Annotated in this window: 19 protein-coding genes; 7 read left to right on the top strand and 12 right to left on the bottom strand. The window is 67.4% G+C overall.

Features of this window, described 5'->3' with window-relative positions; genetic code table 11:
* The first annotated feature begins 27 nt into the window (after window positions 1-27).
* Entirely contained in the window at window positions 28-1,224 is a 1,197-nt protein-coding gene (locus A5696_RS06175) for a pyridoxal phosphate-dependent aminotransferase (protein ID WP_067874972.1), read from the top strand.
* A gap of 1 nt (window position 1,225) precedes the next feature.
* Here A5696_RS06175 and A5696_RS06180 read toward each other — a convergent pair whose 3' ends face one another.
* From A5696_RS06180 to A5696_RS06195, 4 genes are read right to left on the bottom strand one after another with little or no spacing between them, the layout of a single operon-like run.
* Complete coding sequence (locus tag A5696_RS06180; RefSeq protein WP_067874975.1) at window positions 1,226-1,660, bottom strand: SRPBCC family protein; 435 nt, start codon at window positions 1,658-1,660, stop codon at window positions 1,226-1,228.
* Between the two features lie 8 nt (window positions 1,661-1,668).
* A complete protein-coding gene (locus A5696_RS06185) occupies window positions 1,669-2,121 on the bottom strand; it encodes an SRPBCC family protein (RefSeq protein WP_082956561.1) in 453 nt (150 codons plus the stop codon).
* A gap of 58 nt (window positions 2,122-2,179) precedes the next feature.
* Window positions 2,180-3,265: a CaiB/BaiF CoA-transferase family protein gene (locus tag A5696_RS06190; RefSeq protein WP_156738277.1), complete on the bottom strand. Its 1,086-nt coding sequence runs from the start codon at window positions 3,263-3,265 to the stop codon at window positions 2,180-2,182.
* Window positions 3,265-3,717, bottom strand: a complete 453-nt coding sequence (locus tag A5696_RS06195) for an SRPBCC family protein (protein WP_067874985.1) — start codon at window positions 3,715-3,717, stop codon at window positions 3,265-3,267. Before A5696_RS06195 ends, A5696_RS06190 begins: the two co-directional genes overlap by 1 nt.
* A 59-nt stretch (window positions 3,718-3,776) precedes the next feature.
* Here A5696_RS06195 and A5696_RS06200 point away from each other — a divergent pair, with 59 nt between their 5' ends.
* Window positions 3,777-5,450, top strand: coding sequence for an alpha-keto acid decarboxylase family protein (locus A5696_RS06200; protein WP_156738273.1), 1,674 nt, complete (start codon window positions 3,777-3,779; stop codon window positions 5,448-5,450).
* On the opposite strand, the gene A5696_RS06205 is transcribed toward A5696_RS06200, so the two are convergent.
* From A5696_RS06205 to A5696_RS06220, 4 genes are read right to left on the bottom strand one after another with little or no spacing between them, the layout of a single operon-like run.
* Window positions 5,447-5,632 (bottom strand): bacterioferritin-associated ferredoxin, encoded by a 186-nt coding sequence (locus A5696_RS06205; protein ID WP_067874991.1) that lies wholly within the window; start codon window positions 5,630-5,632, stop codon window positions 5,447-5,449. The genes A5696_RS06200 and A5696_RS06205 overlap by 4 nt on opposite strands.
* A gap of 9 nt (window positions 5,633-5,641) precedes the next feature.
* On the bottom strand, window positions 5,642-6,265 hold the full coding sequence (locus A5696_RS06210) for a fatty-acid--CoA ligase (protein WP_067874995.1): 624 nt from the start codon (window positions 6,263-6,265) through the stop codon (window positions 5,642-5,644).
* A gap of 10 nt (window positions 6,266-6,275) precedes the next feature.
* A complete protein-coding gene (locus tag A5696_RS06215) occupies window positions 6,276-6,956 on the bottom strand; it encodes a twin-arginine translocation pathway signal (RefSeq protein WP_067874998.1) in 681 nt (226 codons plus the stop codon).
* Window positions 6,932-7,807 (bottom strand): hypothetical protein, encoded by an 876-nt coding sequence (locus A5696_RS06220; RefSeq protein WP_231964244.1) that lies wholly within the window; start codon window positions 7,805-7,807, stop codon window positions 6,932-6,934. The genes A5696_RS06215 and A5696_RS06220 overlap by 25 nt, the downstream gene beginning before the upstream one ends.
* 467 nt (window positions 7,808-8,274) lie before the next feature.
* Between A5696_RS06220 and A5696_RS28815 the strand changes: the two genes are divergently transcribed.
* Window positions 8,275-9,744, top strand: coding sequence for a PecA family PE domain-processing aspartic protease (locus tag A5696_RS28815; RefSeq protein WP_067875004.1), 1,470 nt, complete (start codon window positions 8,275-8,277; stop codon window positions 9,742-9,744).
* 38 nt (window positions 9,745-9,782) lie between these two features.
* Here the strand turns inward: A5696_RS28815 and A5696_RS06230 are convergent, their stop codons facing one another.
* Complete coding sequence (locus A5696_RS06230) at window positions 9,783-11,240, bottom strand: FadD3 family acyl-CoA ligase (RefSeq protein ID WP_082968935.1); 1,458 nt, start codon at window positions 11,238-11,240, stop codon at window positions 9,783-9,785.
* Between the two features lie 75 nt (window positions 11,241-11,315).
* Window positions 11,316-12,506, bottom strand: coding sequence for an amidohydrolase family protein (locus A5696_RS06235; protein ID WP_067875011.1), 1,191 nt, complete (start codon window positions 12,504-12,506; stop codon window positions 11,316-11,318).
* A 130-nt stretch (window positions 12,507-12,636) separates the two neighbouring features.
* Between A5696_RS06235 and A5696_RS06240 the strand changes: the two genes are divergently transcribed.
* The gene (locus A5696_RS06240; RefSeq protein ID WP_067875014.1) at window positions 12,637-13,497 is read left to right on the top strand and encodes an alpha/beta fold hydrolase; all 861 of its coding nucleotides are present in this window, start codon (window positions 12,637-12,639) and stop codon (window positions 13,495-13,497) included.
* 49 nt (window positions 13,498-13,546) lie between these two features.
* Here the strand turns inward: A5696_RS06240 and A5696_RS06245 are convergent, their stop codons facing one another.
* Window positions 13,547-13,969 (bottom strand): lipoprotein LpqH, encoded by a 423-nt coding sequence (locus A5696_RS06245; RefSeq protein ID WP_067875017.1) that lies wholly within the window; start codon window positions 13,967-13,969, stop codon window positions 13,547-13,549.
* Window positions 13,970-14,089: 120 nt separating this feature from the next.
* Between A5696_RS06245 and A5696_RS06250 the strand changes: the two genes are divergently transcribed.
* Together A5696_RS06250 and A5696_RS06255 are read left to right on the top strand one after the other, a co-directional pair.
* The gene (locus A5696_RS06250; protein WP_067875020.1) at window positions 14,090-14,836 is read left to right on the top strand and encodes an enoyl-CoA hydratase/isomerase family protein; all 747 of its coding nucleotides are present in this window, start codon (window positions 14,090-14,092) and stop codon (window positions 14,834-14,836) included.
* The gene (locus A5696_RS06255; protein WP_067875023.1) at window positions 14,833-15,261 is read left to right on the top strand and encodes a hypothetical protein; all 429 of its coding nucleotides are present in this window, start codon (window positions 14,833-14,835) and stop codon (window positions 15,259-15,261) included. Before A5696_RS06250 ends, A5696_RS06255 begins: the two co-directional genes overlap by 4 nt.
* Here the strand turns inward: A5696_RS06255 and A5696_RS06260 are convergent.
* Window positions 15,177-15,887, bottom strand: coding sequence for a TetR/AcrR family transcriptional regulator (locus tag A5696_RS06260; protein WP_067875026.1), 711 nt, complete (start codon window positions 15,885-15,887; stop codon window positions 15,177-15,179). The genes A5696_RS06255 and A5696_RS06260 overlap by 85 nt on opposite strands.
* Before the next feature lie 219 nt (window positions 15,888-16,106).
* Here A5696_RS06260 and A5696_RS06265 point away from each other — a divergent pair, with 219 nt between their 5' ends.
* Complete coding sequence (locus A5696_RS06265; RefSeq protein ID WP_067875029.1) at window positions 16,107-17,381, top strand: cytochrome P450; 1,275 nt, start codon at window positions 16,107-16,109, stop codon at window positions 17,379-17,381.
* Window positions 17,382-17,406: the final 25 nt, after the last annotated feature.

Raw genomic sequence — 17,406 nt, forward strand, 5'->3', positions numbered from 1 at the left:
GGAGCGCCGGCCTTAGGCTCAACCTCTATGACGGTGTCGCGGCTGCGGCCGTACGCGACGACGGTGTTCGCCGAGATGTCGGCGCTGGCCACGCGGATCGGCGCGGTGAACCTCGGCCAGGGCTTTCCCGACGAGGACGGGCCGCCGGCGTTGCTGAAGGCCGCGCAGGACGCCATCGCCGCGGGCGCGAACCAGTACCCGCCCGGGATCGGGATCGCGCCGCTGCGCGAGGCGGTCGCCGCGCACCGGCGGCGGCATTTCGGCGTCGAGTACGACCCCGACACCGAGGTGCTGGTGACGGTCGGCGCGACCGAGGCCATCGCCGCGGCGGTGATCGGGCTGGTCGAGCCGGGCTCGGAAGTGATCCTGATCGAACCGTTCTACGACTCCTACTCCCCGGTGGTGGCGATGGCCTGCGCGCACCGCGTCGCGGTGCCGCTGGTCCCCGACGGGCGCGGCTTCGCCCTCGACGCCGACGCCCTGCGGCGCGCGGTGACGCCGCGGACCCGCGCGCTGATCGTCAACTCGCCGCACAACCCGACCGGCACGGTGTTGAGCGCGGCCGATCTCGCGGCCATCGCGGAGATCGCGGTGGCGGCCGACCTCCTCGTGATCACCGACGAGGTGTACGAGCACCTGGTGTTCGACGGCCCGAACGGCAGGAAGCACCTGCCGCTGGCCGCCTTTGACGGCATGGCCGAGCGCACCATCACCATCTCCAGCGCGGCCAAGATGTTCAACTGCACCGGGTGGAAGATCGGATGGGCTTGCGGGCCAGCGCAACTCATCACCGGGGTGCGTGCGGCGAAACAGTATCTGAGCTACGTCGGCGGGGCGCCGTTCCAGCCGGCGGTGGCCCTGGCGCTGGACACCGAGGACGCCTGGGTGGCCTGCCTGCGCCGGTCGTTGCAGGCCCGGCGGGATCGGCTGGCGGCCGGGCTCACCGAGATCGGCTTTGCGGTGCACGACAGCGACGGCACCTACTTCCTGTGCGCCGACCCGCGCCCGCTCGGGTACGACGACAGCACCGCGTTCTGCGCGGCCCTGCCGGAGAGGGTCGGCGTGGCCGCCATCCCGATGTCTGCGTTCTGCGATCCGGCGGCGTCCCACGCGGCTGAACAAGCCAAGGTATGGAATCACCTGGTGCGCTTCACGTTCTGCAAACGCGACGACACCCTCGACGAGGCCATCCGGCGACTGGCCGCGCTGCGCGAGGGCGCCTAGCCTAGCCCTGCATCACCCGCTTGCGGAGCCCCTCCAGCGCGGCGTGCAGGATCTTCTTGCGGGCCCGGTTGATCAAGAACTCCGGCAGTGGGGCCGACGGCTCGACGGTGATGCCGAATCGCACGCGGGTCGTGTCGTCGCCCTCGCGGGTCAGGTTGTACTCGCCGTGCTGGCCGTGTTGGTGGATGGTCTTTTTGGCGTCCCACACCATCCAGTCCGGTCCCCAGTGGTACTCGAGCAACTGCGTGTCGATAATGCCCATCACCCGGATCGTGACCTTCACGTGGCACGGCCGCCCGTCGGGATAGGTGTCGATGACTTCGGCCTTCTTGTGCACCGCGGACCACGACGGCACGGTGTCCATGTCGGCGAGCGCGTCCATGATGACTTCGGGAGGCGCGTCGATGACGATTTCCGACGAGGCTTGTACGGCCACTGCTGCAACTAGGTCGGGGTGGCCGAATCCCCGCCGCCGACCAGGTCGCTCAGTCCCTTCACCGCGGAATCGAGAACGTTTTCGGTGGCCCGCTTGACGACGAATTGGGGTATCGGCCCCGCCGGTTCGACGGTGATGTCGAAACGCACGCGGGTCTTGTCGATGCCCTCGGGTTTGAGGTTGTACTCGACGTGCTGGCCGTGCTGCTGGGCGGTCCCTTTGACGTCGTAAACCACCCAGTCGGGGCCCCAGTGATATTCCAGGATCTCTTTGTCGACGAGCCCGAAGATCCTGATCTTGGTCTTGACGTGGTGGGGCCGGCCGTCGGGGTAACGGTCGATCACCTCGATGTGCTTGTGCAGCGGCGACCACGACGAGAGGACGCCGACATCCGTCAGCGCCTCCATGACCACTGCTGGCGGCGCGTCAACGACGAATTCTCGTGATGCTTTTACGGCCACTCGGATCAACTTAACCCCGCCGCCCCCTGCGTGGGCAGTGTTCGCCCGAAATCTCGGCTTACCAGCCGATTTCGGCGAGCGGCGTGGTGGTCGCCGGCGGCGGACCGACCGGCCCGGCCGGCGTCCTGGAGAAGCGCGGCGCGGGTGCGGCCTGTTCGACGCCATGGGCCGTGATCACCGTCGACCGCGCGGTCAAGTGGTCGTTCGTGGCGGCTTCGCTCCAGCTCAGCACCGGTGTGACACAGGCATCGGTTCCGGCGAAGGTTTTCGTCCACTCGTCGCGGGTCCGGCCGGCGAACCGCTGGGCGAACACCTCGTACATCCTTGGGTACGAACCGATGTCGAGCTGGCCGGGCACGTCGTCGGGAGAAAGGCCCAGCCCGGCCAGCAACGCCGCGAAGAACTGCGGCTCGATGGCGCCGACGGCCATGTACTTGCCGTCGGAGGTCTCGTAGCAGCGGTAGAACGGGGCCCCGCCGTCGAGCAGAAACGATTCACGCTCGTCGCGCAGTGAACCGGTCGACTTCATCGTCCACATCATCTGAGCGAGCAGGCTGACGCCGTCGACCATCGCGGCGTCGACCACCTGACCCTTGCCCGAGCGTTCCCGCTCGTACAGCGCTACGGCGATGCCCAGCAGCACCAGCATCGAACCGCCGCCGAAGTCGGCGACCAGGTTCAGCGGCGGCATGGGCGGACGATCCCGGTAGCCCAGCGCCGAGAGGGCACCGGTCTGCGACAGGTAGTTGATGTCGTGGCCGGCGGTGTGGGCCACCGGCCCCTGCTGCCCCCAGCCGGTGATCCGCGCGAAGATCAGCCGGGGATTGACGGCCGCGCAGTCGTCGGGGCCGATGCCGAGCCGCTCGCAGGTGCCGGGACGAAAGCAGTCCAGCAGCACGTCGGCCCTGGCGGCGAGATCGAGCAGCGTTTCCGGCTGGGTCTTGACGTCCAGGTCGACGATCCGCTTCCCGCGGTGCAGCAGGTCGCGGTCCTCGGGCGGCATCGTCAGGCCGCCGGGTCGCCGCACCCGCACCACGTCGGCGCCCAAGTCGGCGAGGATCATTCCGGCGTGCGGTCCCGGTCCGATGCCGCCGAGTTCGATCACCCGCACCCCCGCCAGGGGGCCGCTGCCGCCCACGGTGATTACTGGCCCTTCTTGACTTGCAGCACCCGCTCGCGCAGCGCCTTCGTCGCCGAGTCGATCGTCCCTTTGACGGCGCGCTTGAGGACGAAGCCGGGTAAGGGAACGTTGGGGTCGGCGAAGAGATCGAACTTGACCAGCGTGGCTTCTCCCCCGGTGCCCTGCGGCACCAAGGTGTACTTCCCGTCCTGCGCCTTCTGCTGGGCGGAGCTCACCAGCTTCCAGCTGACCTCGTTGGCGCCCCAGGTGTAGGCCACCACCTGTTCGTCGGTGATCCCGGCGACCTTGACCTTCATCTTCACCTTGCGGGGGCGCCCATCGTCCCCGGTCTCGAGCACCTCGGCGCTCTGATGGGGTTCCGACCACTCCGGCATCGCTTCGAAATCGGCGATGACGTCCAGAATCTCCTCCGGGCCGGCTTCGATGACGATGTCGCGGGATTCTTTGATTGCCATGGCCCGCACAATAGGCGAACGGCGTGCCGGCCGGAACGGTTTCGAGCGGGCGTACCGTCGTGCTTGTGACTGATCCCGTCTACACCGTCGGTGACTACCTGCTGGACCGCCTCGCCGAGCTCGGTGTCTCCGAGATCTTCGGCGTTCCCGGCGACTACAACCTGGCATTCCTGGATCACATCGTCGCGCACCCGACGATTCGGTGGGTGGGCAGCGCCAACGAGCTCAACGCCGGTTACGCCGCCGACGGGTACGGACGGCTGCGTGGAATGTCAGCCGTGGTAACGACATTCGGGGTCGGCGAGCTCTCGGCGGCCAACGCGATCGCGGGCAGCTTCGCCGAACACGTGCCGGTCGTGCACATCGTGGGCGGCCCGTCGAAGGACGCGCAGGGCACCAGGCGCGCGTTGCATCATTCGCTCGGCGACGGCGACTTCGAGCACTTCTTCCGGATCAGCCGCGAAATCACCTGCGCCCAAGCAAATCTCATGCCGGCAACCGCCTGCAGGGAAATCGATCGGGTGCTGAGCGAGGTGCGCGAACAGAAGCGGCCGGGTTACATCCTGCTGTCCACCGACGTGGCGCGCTTCCCCACCGAACCGCCCGACGCGCCGCTGCCGCGCTACACCGGCGGCACCAGTCCGCGCGCGTTGGCGCTGTTCGTCGAGGCCGCGGCGGGGCTGATCGCGGACCACCGGCTGACCGTGCTCGCCGATCTGCTGGTCCACCGCCTGCAGGCCGTCAAAGAGCTCGAGGCGCTGCTGTCCGCGGACGTGGTGCCGCACGCCACGTTGATGTGGGGCAAGAGCCTGCTGGACGAGAGCTCCCCGAATTTCCTTGGTATCTACGCGGGTTCGGCAAGCGCCGAATGGGTGCGCACGGCGATTGAAGATGCGCCGGTGCTGGTCACGGCGGGGGTGGTGTTCACCGACATGGTCAGCGGCTTCTTCAGCCAGCGGATCGACCCGGCGCGGACCATCGACGTCGGGCAGTACCAGAGCAGCGTCGCCGGTGAGGTTTTCGCCCCGCTGGAGATGGGCGCCGCGCTGGAGGCGTTGGCCGGCATCCTGGTCCGGCGCGGCATCACCTCCCCGGCCGTGGCGTCGCCCCCGGCCGACCCGCCGCCGCCCGCCCCGGCGCGCGATCAGCCGCTGACCCAGCAGATGGTGTGGGACCGGCTCTGCGTGGCGCTCACACCGGGAAACGTGGTCCTCGCCGACCAGGGCACGTCGTTCTACGGCATGGCCGATCACCGGTTGCCGCAGGGAGTCACCTTCATCGGCCAACCGCTCTGGGGCTCAATCGGTTACACGTTGCCCGCAGCGGTCGGCGCCGCGGTGGCGCATCCGGAGCGCAGGACCGTGTTGCTGATCGGTGACGGGGCCGCGCAACTGACCGTCCAGGAGCTCGGAACCTTCTCCCGCGAGGGGTTGTCCCCCGTCATCGTCGTGGTCAACAACGACGGCTACACCGTCGAGCGGGCGATTCACGGAAAGACGGCCCCTTACAACGACATTGTGAACTGGACTTGGACAGAGATCCCCCGGGCGCTCGGGGTGGCCGACCATCTGACGTTCCGGGCGCAGACCTACGGCGAGCTCGACGACGCCTTCACCGCGGCGGCCGAGAACCAGGATCGCATGGTGTTCGTCGAGGTCGTCCTGCCGCGGCTGGACATACCGCATCTGCTCGGCCAACTCGTCGGTCCCATGTCGCCGAAGGGCGCCCGCTAGAACGGGTGCGCGGCCCGTCCCGGTGGCGACGAGCGCAGTATCGCCTGGATGGTTCGCCGGCAACGCCCGCAGTCGGCGCCCGCCCCGCACGCCCGGGCGACATCCTTGGTCGTCGACGCCCCGGAAGCGACGGCCTCGGCCACCGTCTGGCTGGTGACGCCGTTGCACAGGCATACGAACATCGCGGGCGCTCAGTCCCCCTCGATGCGCATCATGTCGAAGAACCGCCCGACGAACAGGGGCGGGTAGGCACCGACGCCGGCGCCCGACATCCATTGCGCCGCGGCGTCGGGATGCTCGATCCACCGCCGCGCGCCCTCCTCGTCGGGAAACTCCTGCAGTATCAGGACCTCGTGCTCGTCGTCGAAAGCCTGGAAGACCCAGGTCTTTCGGATGCCGGCCGCGGTGAACCTGTCGATCGCCGAGCGGACGCCCGCGGTCAGGGTCGACACGTCCTCGACGGAGGCGATCGCGCACACCACCACGCCGGGCGCCCCCGGCGCGGGCGGCTGCGGCACGTACCGGTCCACGATCTCGCCGGCGAAGACGGCCGGGATGTCCTCGACCCCGGCGGCGTCGAACCAATCGAAAAACACCCGTGAGCGCAGCAGTTCCACGATGGGCTCGCGGCTGTGCACGCCGATCATCACCAGCACGCGGCCGTAGTCGTGGGTGGACGTGTAGACCAGCACATGGTGTGCGCCGATGTCGGCGAGCGCCGCCTTGTTGCGCTCGAGCAAGGGCCACACCCGGGTGGGGTCGGGGACGCGATAATCCGACGCGATCACCATCGAGTGGATATCGCCGGTGCTCAACGCGACAGCCCTATACCGGGTTGAACGACGAAATCAGCCATCTGCCATTGGCTTTCGTCAGCGTGACCGACACGCTGCTGTTGGTGAAGGTCGGCTCGGGCCGGTCCTTGCTCTGCGTGCTCTGGTTGACGAACAGCAGCACGACGGCCGAACCCGGGTGCAGCTCCGACACCGCGGCATGAAGCACGACGGCGGTGGTCTTCACCGATTTCTGCTTGGCGGCCGGGGCGACGATCTGCTGGGTGAATTGGTCGTAATAGGACAGGAAGTCGCCGGTCAGATGCGACTTCGCGGAAGAAAAGTCGCGGTCGAGGGTGTCGGGCGAATACGACAGCACCGCCACCGTGCCCTCGCTGGCGGCCGAGATCGCCGCCTTGTTGGCGGCCGCATCGGTGGCCCGGTCGGGCCGGTAGGTGAACCAGTACAGCCCGCCGAGCAAGCCCAGCGACGCGACCACGAGCAGCGCCAGCAGAGCTGGGAGAACCTTTCCCGACGAGCGCTTTCTCGCCTGCGCCACAAGGTGCTTCAGCCGACCCTGCCCCTTTCGCCCGCCGTCGACGGCGTCGACGTCCTCGGCGGGCTGTTCGGCGTCGGTCGTTTCGACCTCTGCGACCTCCCCGGTTTCTTCGACCTCAGCCGTCTTCTGGGCCGATGTTTCTTCTGCGGTCACGGCACGAACTCGACTTTCGATATTTTGAGCTGGCCACCGTCGCGGGCGACCGTCACGATCAGCCGGTAATTGCGTGGATCCTGTTTGGCGCCGGCCGCGTTCGTGACCTCAGAGGTGGAGGCAACCAGTACCACCGCCGAATCCTTGGTCATCGTGTCCAGTTCCACCGCCGCAGCCTGAACGCTGCCTTGCGACACCACCTTCGACTGCTCCACCACCTTGGTGAAATCGTCGGCCATCTTCAGGAAGTCGTCCTTGAACGAGCCGGTGGAGTTATCCAGGATGCGCTGCACCCCTTGCTTGGCGTTGTTGAAGTCCAGCGACGTCAGGGTCACGACGCCCTGGCGCGCCGCGGCGACGAACTCGGCCGCACGCTGACGCTGCTGGACCGCGTCGCGATGCTCCTTGATCATGTAGCCGCTTCCCGCCAGCGCGGCGAGGATGACAACGATCGCCAGGCTTGCGGCAAGCGTGGACCACTTGGGCCGGCGCAGGCGTCCGGCAAGTCGGCCCCGGCGCGGTGCCGGCTGCGCCGTGTCGGCGGACGCATCCTCGGCCTCCGCAACCGGTTCTTCGGTCTCGGCGGTTTCCGGCTCGCCCACCGCCTCGGTGTCGTCGACGTCCGCCTGGGAGTCGGGTGCCTCGGTCTCGGCGGGTTCCGTTTCATCCGCCTCGGCCGGTTCTGCCGGGACGGCCGCTTCGGTGACCCGTTGCTTGGTTTCGGCGAGTTCGGCCTCGCGGCGCAATTGGATGGCCCGGGCGCGGGCGCGCGCTGCGGCGGCCAGGGCCTCCGCTTCTTCGGCCTCAGCCTCGGCCTGTTCGGCCAGCGCCCGGATTTCGGCGGCAGTGCTTGGGGTTTCGTCCTCGTTCACCGGAACCGATTTTTCGGCGGCATTCTGGCGGGTGCCGCCACTCACCGCTCACCAGCCCGACAACACGGCTGTCCGTGACTCAATGCCAAACTCCTCTATCGCTTGCCCGTCGCGGCAAGTCCGCTTCCGGCCGTCGCCGTTGGGCAACCCTACTCGGGCTGCGCGCCGGCGCGCGAGCACTTGCGCCGATATCCTTCCGCCGCGAATCTCGTGAAGACCAGGAGAGCCACGTTATCACCTTCTCCTGTGCGTGCGGCCGATGCTGGCGCGCCGGCGCTGCACAAATGCGTAACATGCTGTGGAAACGTGGTTCTCGTATCTGGCATACGGCAGCGCGTGTGCGTCTACCGCCGTACGCGCTGGCCAACCCTTGACAGGCCGATCAGACAGGCTGCCGGTACGTGTCGTATGGCGCTAAACTGCGTTGCACCGATGGCAGGTGCGCGATTCGCGGTGAGAGGGCAACGATGTCGTACGTGCTGGCGGCTCCGCAGATGCTCGGTGCGGCGGCGACCGACGTGGCGGGCATCGCTGCGGCACTGGACGCAGCCAACGCCGCGGCGGCGGCGGCGACCAGCGACGTGGCAGCCGCCGCCGGGGACGAAGTCTCAGCTGCGATCGCGTCGTTGTTTTCTTCGTACGCGCACGCTTATCGGGCACTCAGCGCTCAAGGCAACGCATTTCAGGCCCGATTCGCGCAGGCGCTGAACGCCGCCGGGGAGTCTTACGCGGTGTCGGAGGCGGCCGGTGCGTCGCCGCTGAAGACCCTGGAGAACGACGTTTTGGGGCTGGTCAATGCCTCCAGCAACGCGCTGACCGGGCGACCGCTGATCGGCGACGGCGCCAACGGCTACACCAACTCCCAAGGGGTAGGGACCCCGGGCGGGGCCGGCGGATGGTTATACGGCAGCGGCGGCAAAGGCGGCGACAGCACCTTCGCCGGGGCCGCCGGGGGTGCCGGCGGGCCCGCGGGTCTGATCGGCAACGGCGGCATGGGCGGGGTCAGCGGGCCGGGCGGTCCCGGCGGACCGGGAGGACGCGGCGGCTGGCTATGGGGCACGTCCGGCGCCACCGGGGCGAGTACACCATTACCGGCGAACGAAATCCTCGTGCAGGTGGATCAGTTCGGCAGGCCGATCGTGAACATCTCCATCGGCGGCGGACCGACGGCACCCGTCGTGTTCGACACCGGATCCACCGGCCTCGTGGTCCCGCCCCAAGACGTCGACTTGGCGAAGCTCGGCATGAGCACCGGGTCGAGTCAAGTCACGTACGAGGACAACAGCTCCAACTTCAAAACCGTCTACTACAACAAGTACACAACCACGGTGGATCTCGGGAATGGAATCGTCACCACGCCGATCACCGTTGGCGTGGCCACCTCCGCGACGCAGACGATAAACGGGGGCACTCCGATACAGATCCCGCTTTCGTCCCTGACCGCGTTTCTCGGCGTCGGCCCGAACGACGGGCACCCATTCCCCGACCCCGTGACGCTGGCGTTGCCGGGAAACCTCAGCCAGGGTGAACTCATCAACGAACCGGCCGGTGTCGTTGCCTTCGGCCCCAACCCGCTAACTCCCGTCGCATCGGTTTCCGGAGCGCCGCATACCAGTGGCCTGCAGGTACAGATCGACAACGGGCCACTCCACACCGTGAGCGACTCGCTCATCGACTCCGGCGGGAGGGCCGGATCCATCCCGATGTCCGCCGCGCCGAATTTTCCCGTCGACGAGCCCCTGCCGATCGGAACGACGATCACGGTCTATACCAGCACCGGCCAGGAGTTGTACTCGCAGACGGTCACCGCGCCCTACACCCCGCAGGTCGCGTCGTCGGGTAACCCGTTCAACAGTGGGAATTATCCGTTCACGCTGGAACCGATCTACGTCTCGAACAGCCCCGCCGGTGTTGGAACGACATTTTTCGACGCCTGACGCGAGACGTTTCGGGCCCACGACAGCCAGACCCGGTCCTAACTCAACAAGTCCTTGACCACTTTCCCGGTGGCGTTGAGCGGCAGCGCTTCCCGAAACTCCACCGACCGCGGCACCTTGAAGCCCGCCATGCGTTCGCGGCACCAGCCGATCAATTCCTCAGCGCTGACAGTATTTTTGCGGTCGTTGCAGACCACGAACGCCTTGCCCACCTGCCCGAGCCGCTCGTCGGGAACGCCGATCACCGCCGCCTGCGCGACGGCCGGGTGGTGCATCAGGAAGCCTTCGATCTCCGCGGGGTAGGCGTTGAATCCGCCGACGATGAACATGTCCTTCTTGCGTCCGACGATGCGCAGGCGGCCCGCCTCATCCAGGTTGCCCAGGTCTCCGGTGTGCAGCCAGCCGTCGGCGTCGATCGCGTCAGCGGTCGCAACGGGATCGTCGAGGTAGCCCTGCATGACGCCGTAGCCGCGGACCAACACCTCGCCGTCCTCGGCGATGCGCACCTCGACCCCGTCGCAGGGCAGCCCCGCCGTGGTGGCCACGTCCTCGAAGGAATCACCGGGCCGGGACAGCGTCACGTTGCCGGCCTCGGTGAGGCCGTATCCGGTCATCAACGTCTGGAAAGGCAATTCGCCGTGGATGCGGCGCACCAGTTCGACGGGAATGTCGGCCGCGCCTGTCACGCCCGCCCGCAACGTCGAAAACTTGGCCTTGTCGCGGACCGTCAGCAGCGAGTGATACAGCGTCGGCGGACCGGGGAGCATCGTGATGCGTTCGCGCTCAATGAGATCCACGACCAGGTCGACGTCGAACACCGCGACCGGCAGCATCGTCGCGCCGCGCAGGAACGACGCGATGAGCCCGGCCTTCAAACCGAACGTGTGGAAGTACGGGTTGATCTGCAAATAGCGGTCACCCTCGCGCAGGTCCGCCAGCGTCGCCCACTCGTCGTACATGCGCAGCGTCTGGCGGTGATTCATCATCGCGCCTTTCGGGCGCCCCGTCGTGCCCGACGTGAAGATGATGTCCGAGACGTCGTTGCCGTCCACCGGCCGCTCGAACGGCGAACCGCTGGAAAGGAAGTCGGACTTCAGATCGAAGACGGGTATCGCCGGCGGCGCAACGTAGTCCTGGTCCAGAAATCCTTTTTGCACCAGCACGGCCTTGGCGCCGCTGCGCGCGATGATGTCGCCCGCTTCCTCGGTCTTGAATCGGGTGTTCACCGGCACCAGCACGCCGCCCGCGGTCAGCAGTCCGAATGCGGCGATGATCCACTCGGCCGAGTTCGGTCCCCAGATCGCGACCCGATCGCCCTTGTCGACACCGAAGTCCGCGAAAGCTCCTGCGGCACAACGAATCCGCTCGACGATTTCGGTAAACGTGAAACGCAGCGGACCGTCGACGACCGCTTCCGCGTCGCCGAACCGGTCCGCCGCGCTCAAGACCATCTCGGGGATGGTCCGCCACTCAGGTTCGATTGGCCGGCTCCTCATCGCGCTTCGCGTCCCCCTCGCCGCTTCACGGCTGGGGGCACCCCCACTGCGACGTCGCCGACCGGCGGCGAGCCGTCACACCGTGACGAGCCGACCGAGGTTGCCGCCCATGATCTTCGCCTGGTCGTCAACGGACAAGTGCGACAGCGCGTTGACGTAGAAAGTCGGCTCGGCCAGCCCTTCGGGGTGCGGCCAGTCCGAGCCGTACAGCACCCGGTCCACGCCGACGAGGTTGACCAGATCGTCGATGCCGTCCTCGAAGAACGGGCTGACGTGGATGCGACTCTTGACCATCTCGACGGGGTCGCTCGGGAAGACTTCCGGCGCCTTGCGGTAGACCTCGGCCAGCCCGTCCAGCAACGGGGTCATCCACTTGGAACCGGCCTCGACGATCGCCACCTTCAGCTTCGGGTGGCGGTAGAGCGCGCCGTGGATCACCCACGAGCCCACCGCGTCCTGGATCGGCCGCCACTCGTTGAGGATGCCCATCGCGTTGGTCTGGAACGGCAGCATCTCCTGCTCGGCGCCGTCCCACTCGGAGGTGTAGCGGGAGTAGCCGCTGTCGCTCGAGTGCATGCCGACCAGCACATCGTGCTCGACGACCCGCTCCCAGAACGGGTCGAACTCGGGCACCGCGAACGACCGCGGGCCGCGGAAGCCGGGGACGGGAGCCGGGCGGATCAGGATGCAGCGCGCACCGCGCTTGACCGCCCATTCCAGCTCCTCGATCGCCTTCTCGACGATCGGCAGCGTGATGACCGGGGTGGTGAAGATCCGGTTCTGGTAGTTGAAGCCCCAGACCTCATCGAGCCATTCGTTCAGCGCGTGGATCAGGACGTGGATGGCCACCGGGTCGTCGCGCAGCCGCTCCTCCAGCAGGCTGGCCAGCGTCGGGAACATCAGGGTGCGGTCCAGGCCCAGTTCGTTCATCTTCTCCAGCCGCGGGCCGGGCTCGAAGAACGCCGGGATCGCGCGCATCGGCTCGCCGAACAGCTCGCGCTTGCTCTTGCCGTCCGGGTTGCCGTACTTGAAGTACTCCTCCCACGCGCCCGGGCGGGCGACGACCTCGAAGGTCGGGTTGGGGATGTAGTTGCTGATGTGGCCGCGGATCGCGATCTTGGTGCGCCCGTTGATCTGCACGTACTGGACGTAGTCCTTGTACTCCTTGGGCAGGAACTTGGTCAGCGCCTCCGGCGGCTCGTAGAGATGGTTATCCGCGTCAAAGATCGGGAACGGGACGTCCTCCCGATGTGACAGCTGCCCCATGAAATCCTCCTTCGCAATTTGGGAGAATATTATTCTCGTATCGCGGATGCCGCAACTGCCAGTGGTCTCGTCGTTCGTGGGCACAGACGCGATACATTGCACGCGGGGCACAGGACACGAATGGAGTCACATGGCCAGCCGCCATTTCCGCCGCCGATTCGTCACCTCCCCGGACGGCACCCGCATTGCCTTCGACAGCATCGGCGCGGGGCCCGGCGTCGTCGTTCTGTCCGGCTCGCTGGCGCCGCCGGCCCGATATCGCCGCTTCGCGCAGGCTTTGGCCGGATCACACACCGTACATGTGGTCCAGCGACGGGGTCGCGGCGCAAGCGGTCCCCAAGGCGAGGCGTACGGGATGGATCGAGAGTGCGACGACGCTCTGGCGGTCCTGGAGGAGACCGGCTCCCGACACCTGTTCGGACACAGCTTCGGCGGACTGACCGCCCTGCAAACGGCCCTGCGGGCGCATCGCGAGCAACTTCACTCCGTGGTGGTCTACGACGCCGCGGTGAGCGTCGCCGGTTCCATGCCACTGGGATTCCTGCCCTCGTTCACCCGGTCCGTCGAAGAGGGACGTCACGCACGTGCGATAGCCGAGCTGACCCGCGGCCTCCAGATCGGGCGTCACCTCGACAACCTGCCTTTCGGGGTGACTCTGGCGGTCAGCCGGCTCGGGGTGAACACCGTGTGGAAAGCCGAACGCGAGGTGCTGCCAACGGTTCCCAAGGAAGGGCGGGAGGCGTTGCGTCTGGACGGACCGGCGTCGGCATACGACGCGATCTCGACGCCAGTGCACTTCATGGTCGGCCAACACAGCCCGCCCTACTTCCGGACGGCGGCGACCGCAATCGCCGCCAGGCTGCCAGCCGCGGGCGTCACCGACATGCCGGGCCTGGACCACCGCGGTCCGCTGGCGCGACCGCGACCCGTCGCCGAGGCCTATGTGAAGACGTTACGTGCGACCGCGTCCAGCGAGCGGCGAGAGCCCTAGAGAGTACGGCCTTTTGGGGACGCTCGGCGGCGACTAACGAACCCCCCGGTCAGCAGGTCGCGACGATTTTGAACGACGCGGAAGCCGGTTCGCCCGGCTTGTCGGTCTTGTAGCCGTTGGCGGTCCCGGTGATCGTGAACCTCTCACCGCTCAGGGTCATGTCCGCGTTGCCCCCGTCATGCGCCGAGTACATGCCGGTGAAGCCGCCCAGATTCTGGATTCGCACCGACTCGGCGGTGAGCGGCTCGGCGCGTTGGTCGATGACGACCTTCGCCCCGGCGAAATCGCCGCCGATCTCGATCGTCCGATACCACTCCAGCTGGCTGCACTTGACCACATGGATGTTCGCGTCGTTGCCGTTGACCGACACCGACGCGGAGCTGGAGATCGGGCTTTGCGGCTTCGGGCTGCAGGCGCCGACGCCGGTTACGGCAAGCGCCGCGGCGGCAATCGCCACGATTCGGTTACGCACTCGGCCACCTCGATCCCGCTGACGACAGTTCTTGGCCTGCCGCGATGATGTTATTCTCCCCGCAAGAGAATGCCAATATCGGCGATTCCCGGCCGTCCCGATCACTGGAGCGATGACCCCATGGTGGACCTGGAGCTCGATGACGGGCTGGCGGTGCTCACCATCGATCGCCCGCACGCGCGCAATGCCATCGCCCTGGACACCATGGAGCAGCTGGAGAAGGCGATCGACGCCGCGGCGGGTGCGCGCACCCTCGTCATCAAGGGCGCGGGCGATCGGGCGTTCGTCTCCGGCGGGGATCTCAAGGAGCTGAGCGCGCTGCGCACCGAGGCAGACGCCGCCGCGATGGCCAGACGGATGAGGTCGATCTGCGACCAGCTGGCGGCGTTTCCGGCGCCGGTCGTGGCCGCCCTGAACGGCCACGCCTTCGGCGGCGGCGCCGAATTCGCCGTCGCCGCCGACATCCGGGTGGCCGCCGACGACATCAAGATCGCCTTCAATCAGGTGACGCTGGAGATCATGCCGGCGTGGGGCGGCGCCGAACGACTGGCCGCGATCGTCGGAAAGAGCAAGGCGTTGCTGCTGGCGGGCACGGGAATGACCCTCGGTGCCGCGGAGGCGGAGCGGATCGGCTTGGTGGACCTGGTTTTGCCCCGCGCCTCGTTCGACGACGGGTGGCGATCGGTTGCCACGTCGCTGGCCCGCCACCCGGCTGCCGAGATAAAACGGGTAATCAGCGGCGTTTCCGCTGATGAAGCGATAGCATCCTTTGCACGGCTGTGGGTTGCCGACGCCCACTGGCAGGCCGCAGAGCGGGTGATGAACCGCACCGCCAGTCCGCGCCCGGCAGCCGGAGGAGCGAGATGACCAGCACCGCGAAGAAACTGTTGGGCCTCGGCTCGGCGATGTTGCTCGGACTGGCGGCCTGGGCGGTCAACCCCGGGCGGGCACACGCCGACCCGGTCTTCCACCAGGTCGTGTACGTCGTCACGTCCACGAGCCCGGCCTACGTGGACATCTTCTACCAGGATCAGGATCCGACGCTGTTCTCCGACTACAGCCACAACCCCTATGTCTTCACGCCGCAGGTCCACGCCGATGTCGGGCCGGGTAAGCCATGGGTGCAGCCGGTGAACCTGCTCAACCCCGATCAGTGGGCGATGGTCACCGCCACCACCGGTCATGAACCGATGGCAGCGGGCGGCATTCAATGCGATTTGTCGGTGGACGGCAAGGTAGTGGTCTCCAAGATCGGCCCCAAAGGGGCGCTCTGCTCGTTGCGAACCTGGTGAACGACCCAGGTGGGCGGCACCCCGGCAATGGGCTGCGGCTCACCCTCCAGTCGGCGCAGGTAACTCTCGACCAGCTCCAGGGTTTCGGCGTGACCGCCGGCAATCCCAACGGCCTGCTCGAGCACCAGGAACCGCGACAGGCTGGTCATCAGGACCGTCCACACCACCGGCGACACGTCCTCGCTCTCGGCGCCGTAACGCTGCAGCGCCGCGGCCACCACCTGACGCTGCTCCTCGCGGAAACGTTCGGCGTAATAGGCGATTTCGGCTCGCATCTCCTTGCGGTGGTTGGCCAGCGCCATGAACTCCATTGAGATGCGGGTGAACCCGGGATCGGTGCCGAATCTCCACAGCGCCCACAGCGGCTGACGGCTTTGCAGCGCTCGCGCCTGCACGCGCAGGCCCTCCTCGGCGCGGCGGCGGAAGACGTCGAGGAAAAGCTCGTCCATGGTGCGGAAGTAGTAGTGCACCAACTGGGGTTTGAGCCCGGCGCGGCTGGCGAGCCGGCGCGACGTGACGGCCGCATAGCCCTCTTCGATCATCAACTGCTCGGCCGCATCGAGCAGCAGGCCGCGGTTCTTCGCGTCCGGCGCCCCGAGCCTGCGGGCCGCGGAAGCAGACGACATGCCTTTGACTCCGTACTCTCGACGTACCGGCGACACCTCGGTGTCGCCATGCCCGATCGTAGCCAGGTCGGGAGTCGGCCGGGCGTGGCGACCTTGACCCTGACATTACCGCCATGCTAAGCAGGTGCTCAGCACTTCACGCATATCGGACTTGGGCGGCGCAGAGTCTCGCCGCCGAACCACCCTTCGGCCGGCGCCGCTTTTGGAGGCACGCACAACATGAGCGACTTCGACACGATCGATTTCTTCACCGATCAATCTCTCGTTCCCGATCCGCACCCCTACTTCGACTACCTGCGTAGCCGGAACCCGGTGCTGCGACTGCCGCACCACGGCGTCGTCGCGGTCACCGGCTACGAGGAGGCCTGCGAGGTCTACAAGGACCCCGACACCTTTTCGAACATCGTCGCGCTGGGCGGGCCGTTCCCGCCGCTGCCGTTTGCGCCCGAGGGCGACGACATCAGCCCGCAGATCGACGAGCACCGCAGCTACTTCCCGATGAACGAGCACATGGTCACCATGGACCCGCCGGATCACACCCGCGCCCGGTCGGTGCTGGCCAAGCTGCTGACACCGAGCAGGCTGAAACAGAACGAGGAGTTCATGTGGCGGCTCGCCGACCGCCAGCTCGACGAATTTCTGGTCACCGGCCGCTGCGAATTCATCGGCGAATACTCAAAACCGTTCGCCACCTTGGTGATTGCCGACCTGCTCGGCGTTCCCGAGGAAGACCACAAGGAGTTTCGGGTCGTGCTGGGCGCCGACCGCCCCGACGCGCGGGTGGGTGCCCTCGACCATGAGAGCGTCGGCATCAACCCGCTGGAATGGCTCGACGACAAGTTCTGCTCCTACATCGAGGAACGGCGGCGCGAACCGCGCAACGACGTGCTCACCTCCCTCGCGACCGCGAAGTATCCGGACGGATCCACGCCCGAGGTCATCGAGGTGGTTCGTTCGGCGACGTTCCTGTTCGCGGCCGGGCAGGAAACCACGGCCAAGCTGCTGAGCGCCGCGCTGCAGGTGATGGGCGACCGGCCCGACATCCAGCAACAGCTGCGTGACGACCGCACCCTGATCCCGGGGTTCATCGAGGAATCGCTGCGGATGGACAGCCCCGTCAAGTGTGACTCGCGGCTGGCGCGGAAGGCCACCACGGTTGGCGGCGTCGACATCGCTCCGGGCACCGTCGTCATGGTGCTGCCGGGCGCGGCCAACCGCGATCCACGCCGGTTCGAGAACCCGCACGAGTTCGACCTCCGCCGCAAGAACGTCCGCGAGCACATGGCGTTCGCGCGCGGCGTGCACTCGTGCCCGGGTGGGCCGCTGGCCCGAGTCGAAGGCCGTGTCTCCATCGAGCGCATCCTGGACCGGATGGTCGACATCAAGATCGACGAGGCCGAGCACGGGCCCGCCGGCGACCGCCGCTACACGTATGAGCCGACGTACATCCTGCGCGGGCTCAGCGAGCTGCACCTGACCTTCACGCCGGCCTGACTGCCGAGCAGGCATCGGCGCCGCG

It is taken from the genome of Mycobacterium sp. E2699, assembly GCF_001666745.1.
GTDB lineage: Bacteria > Actinomycetota > Actinomycetes > Mycobacteriales > Mycobacteriaceae > Mycobacterium.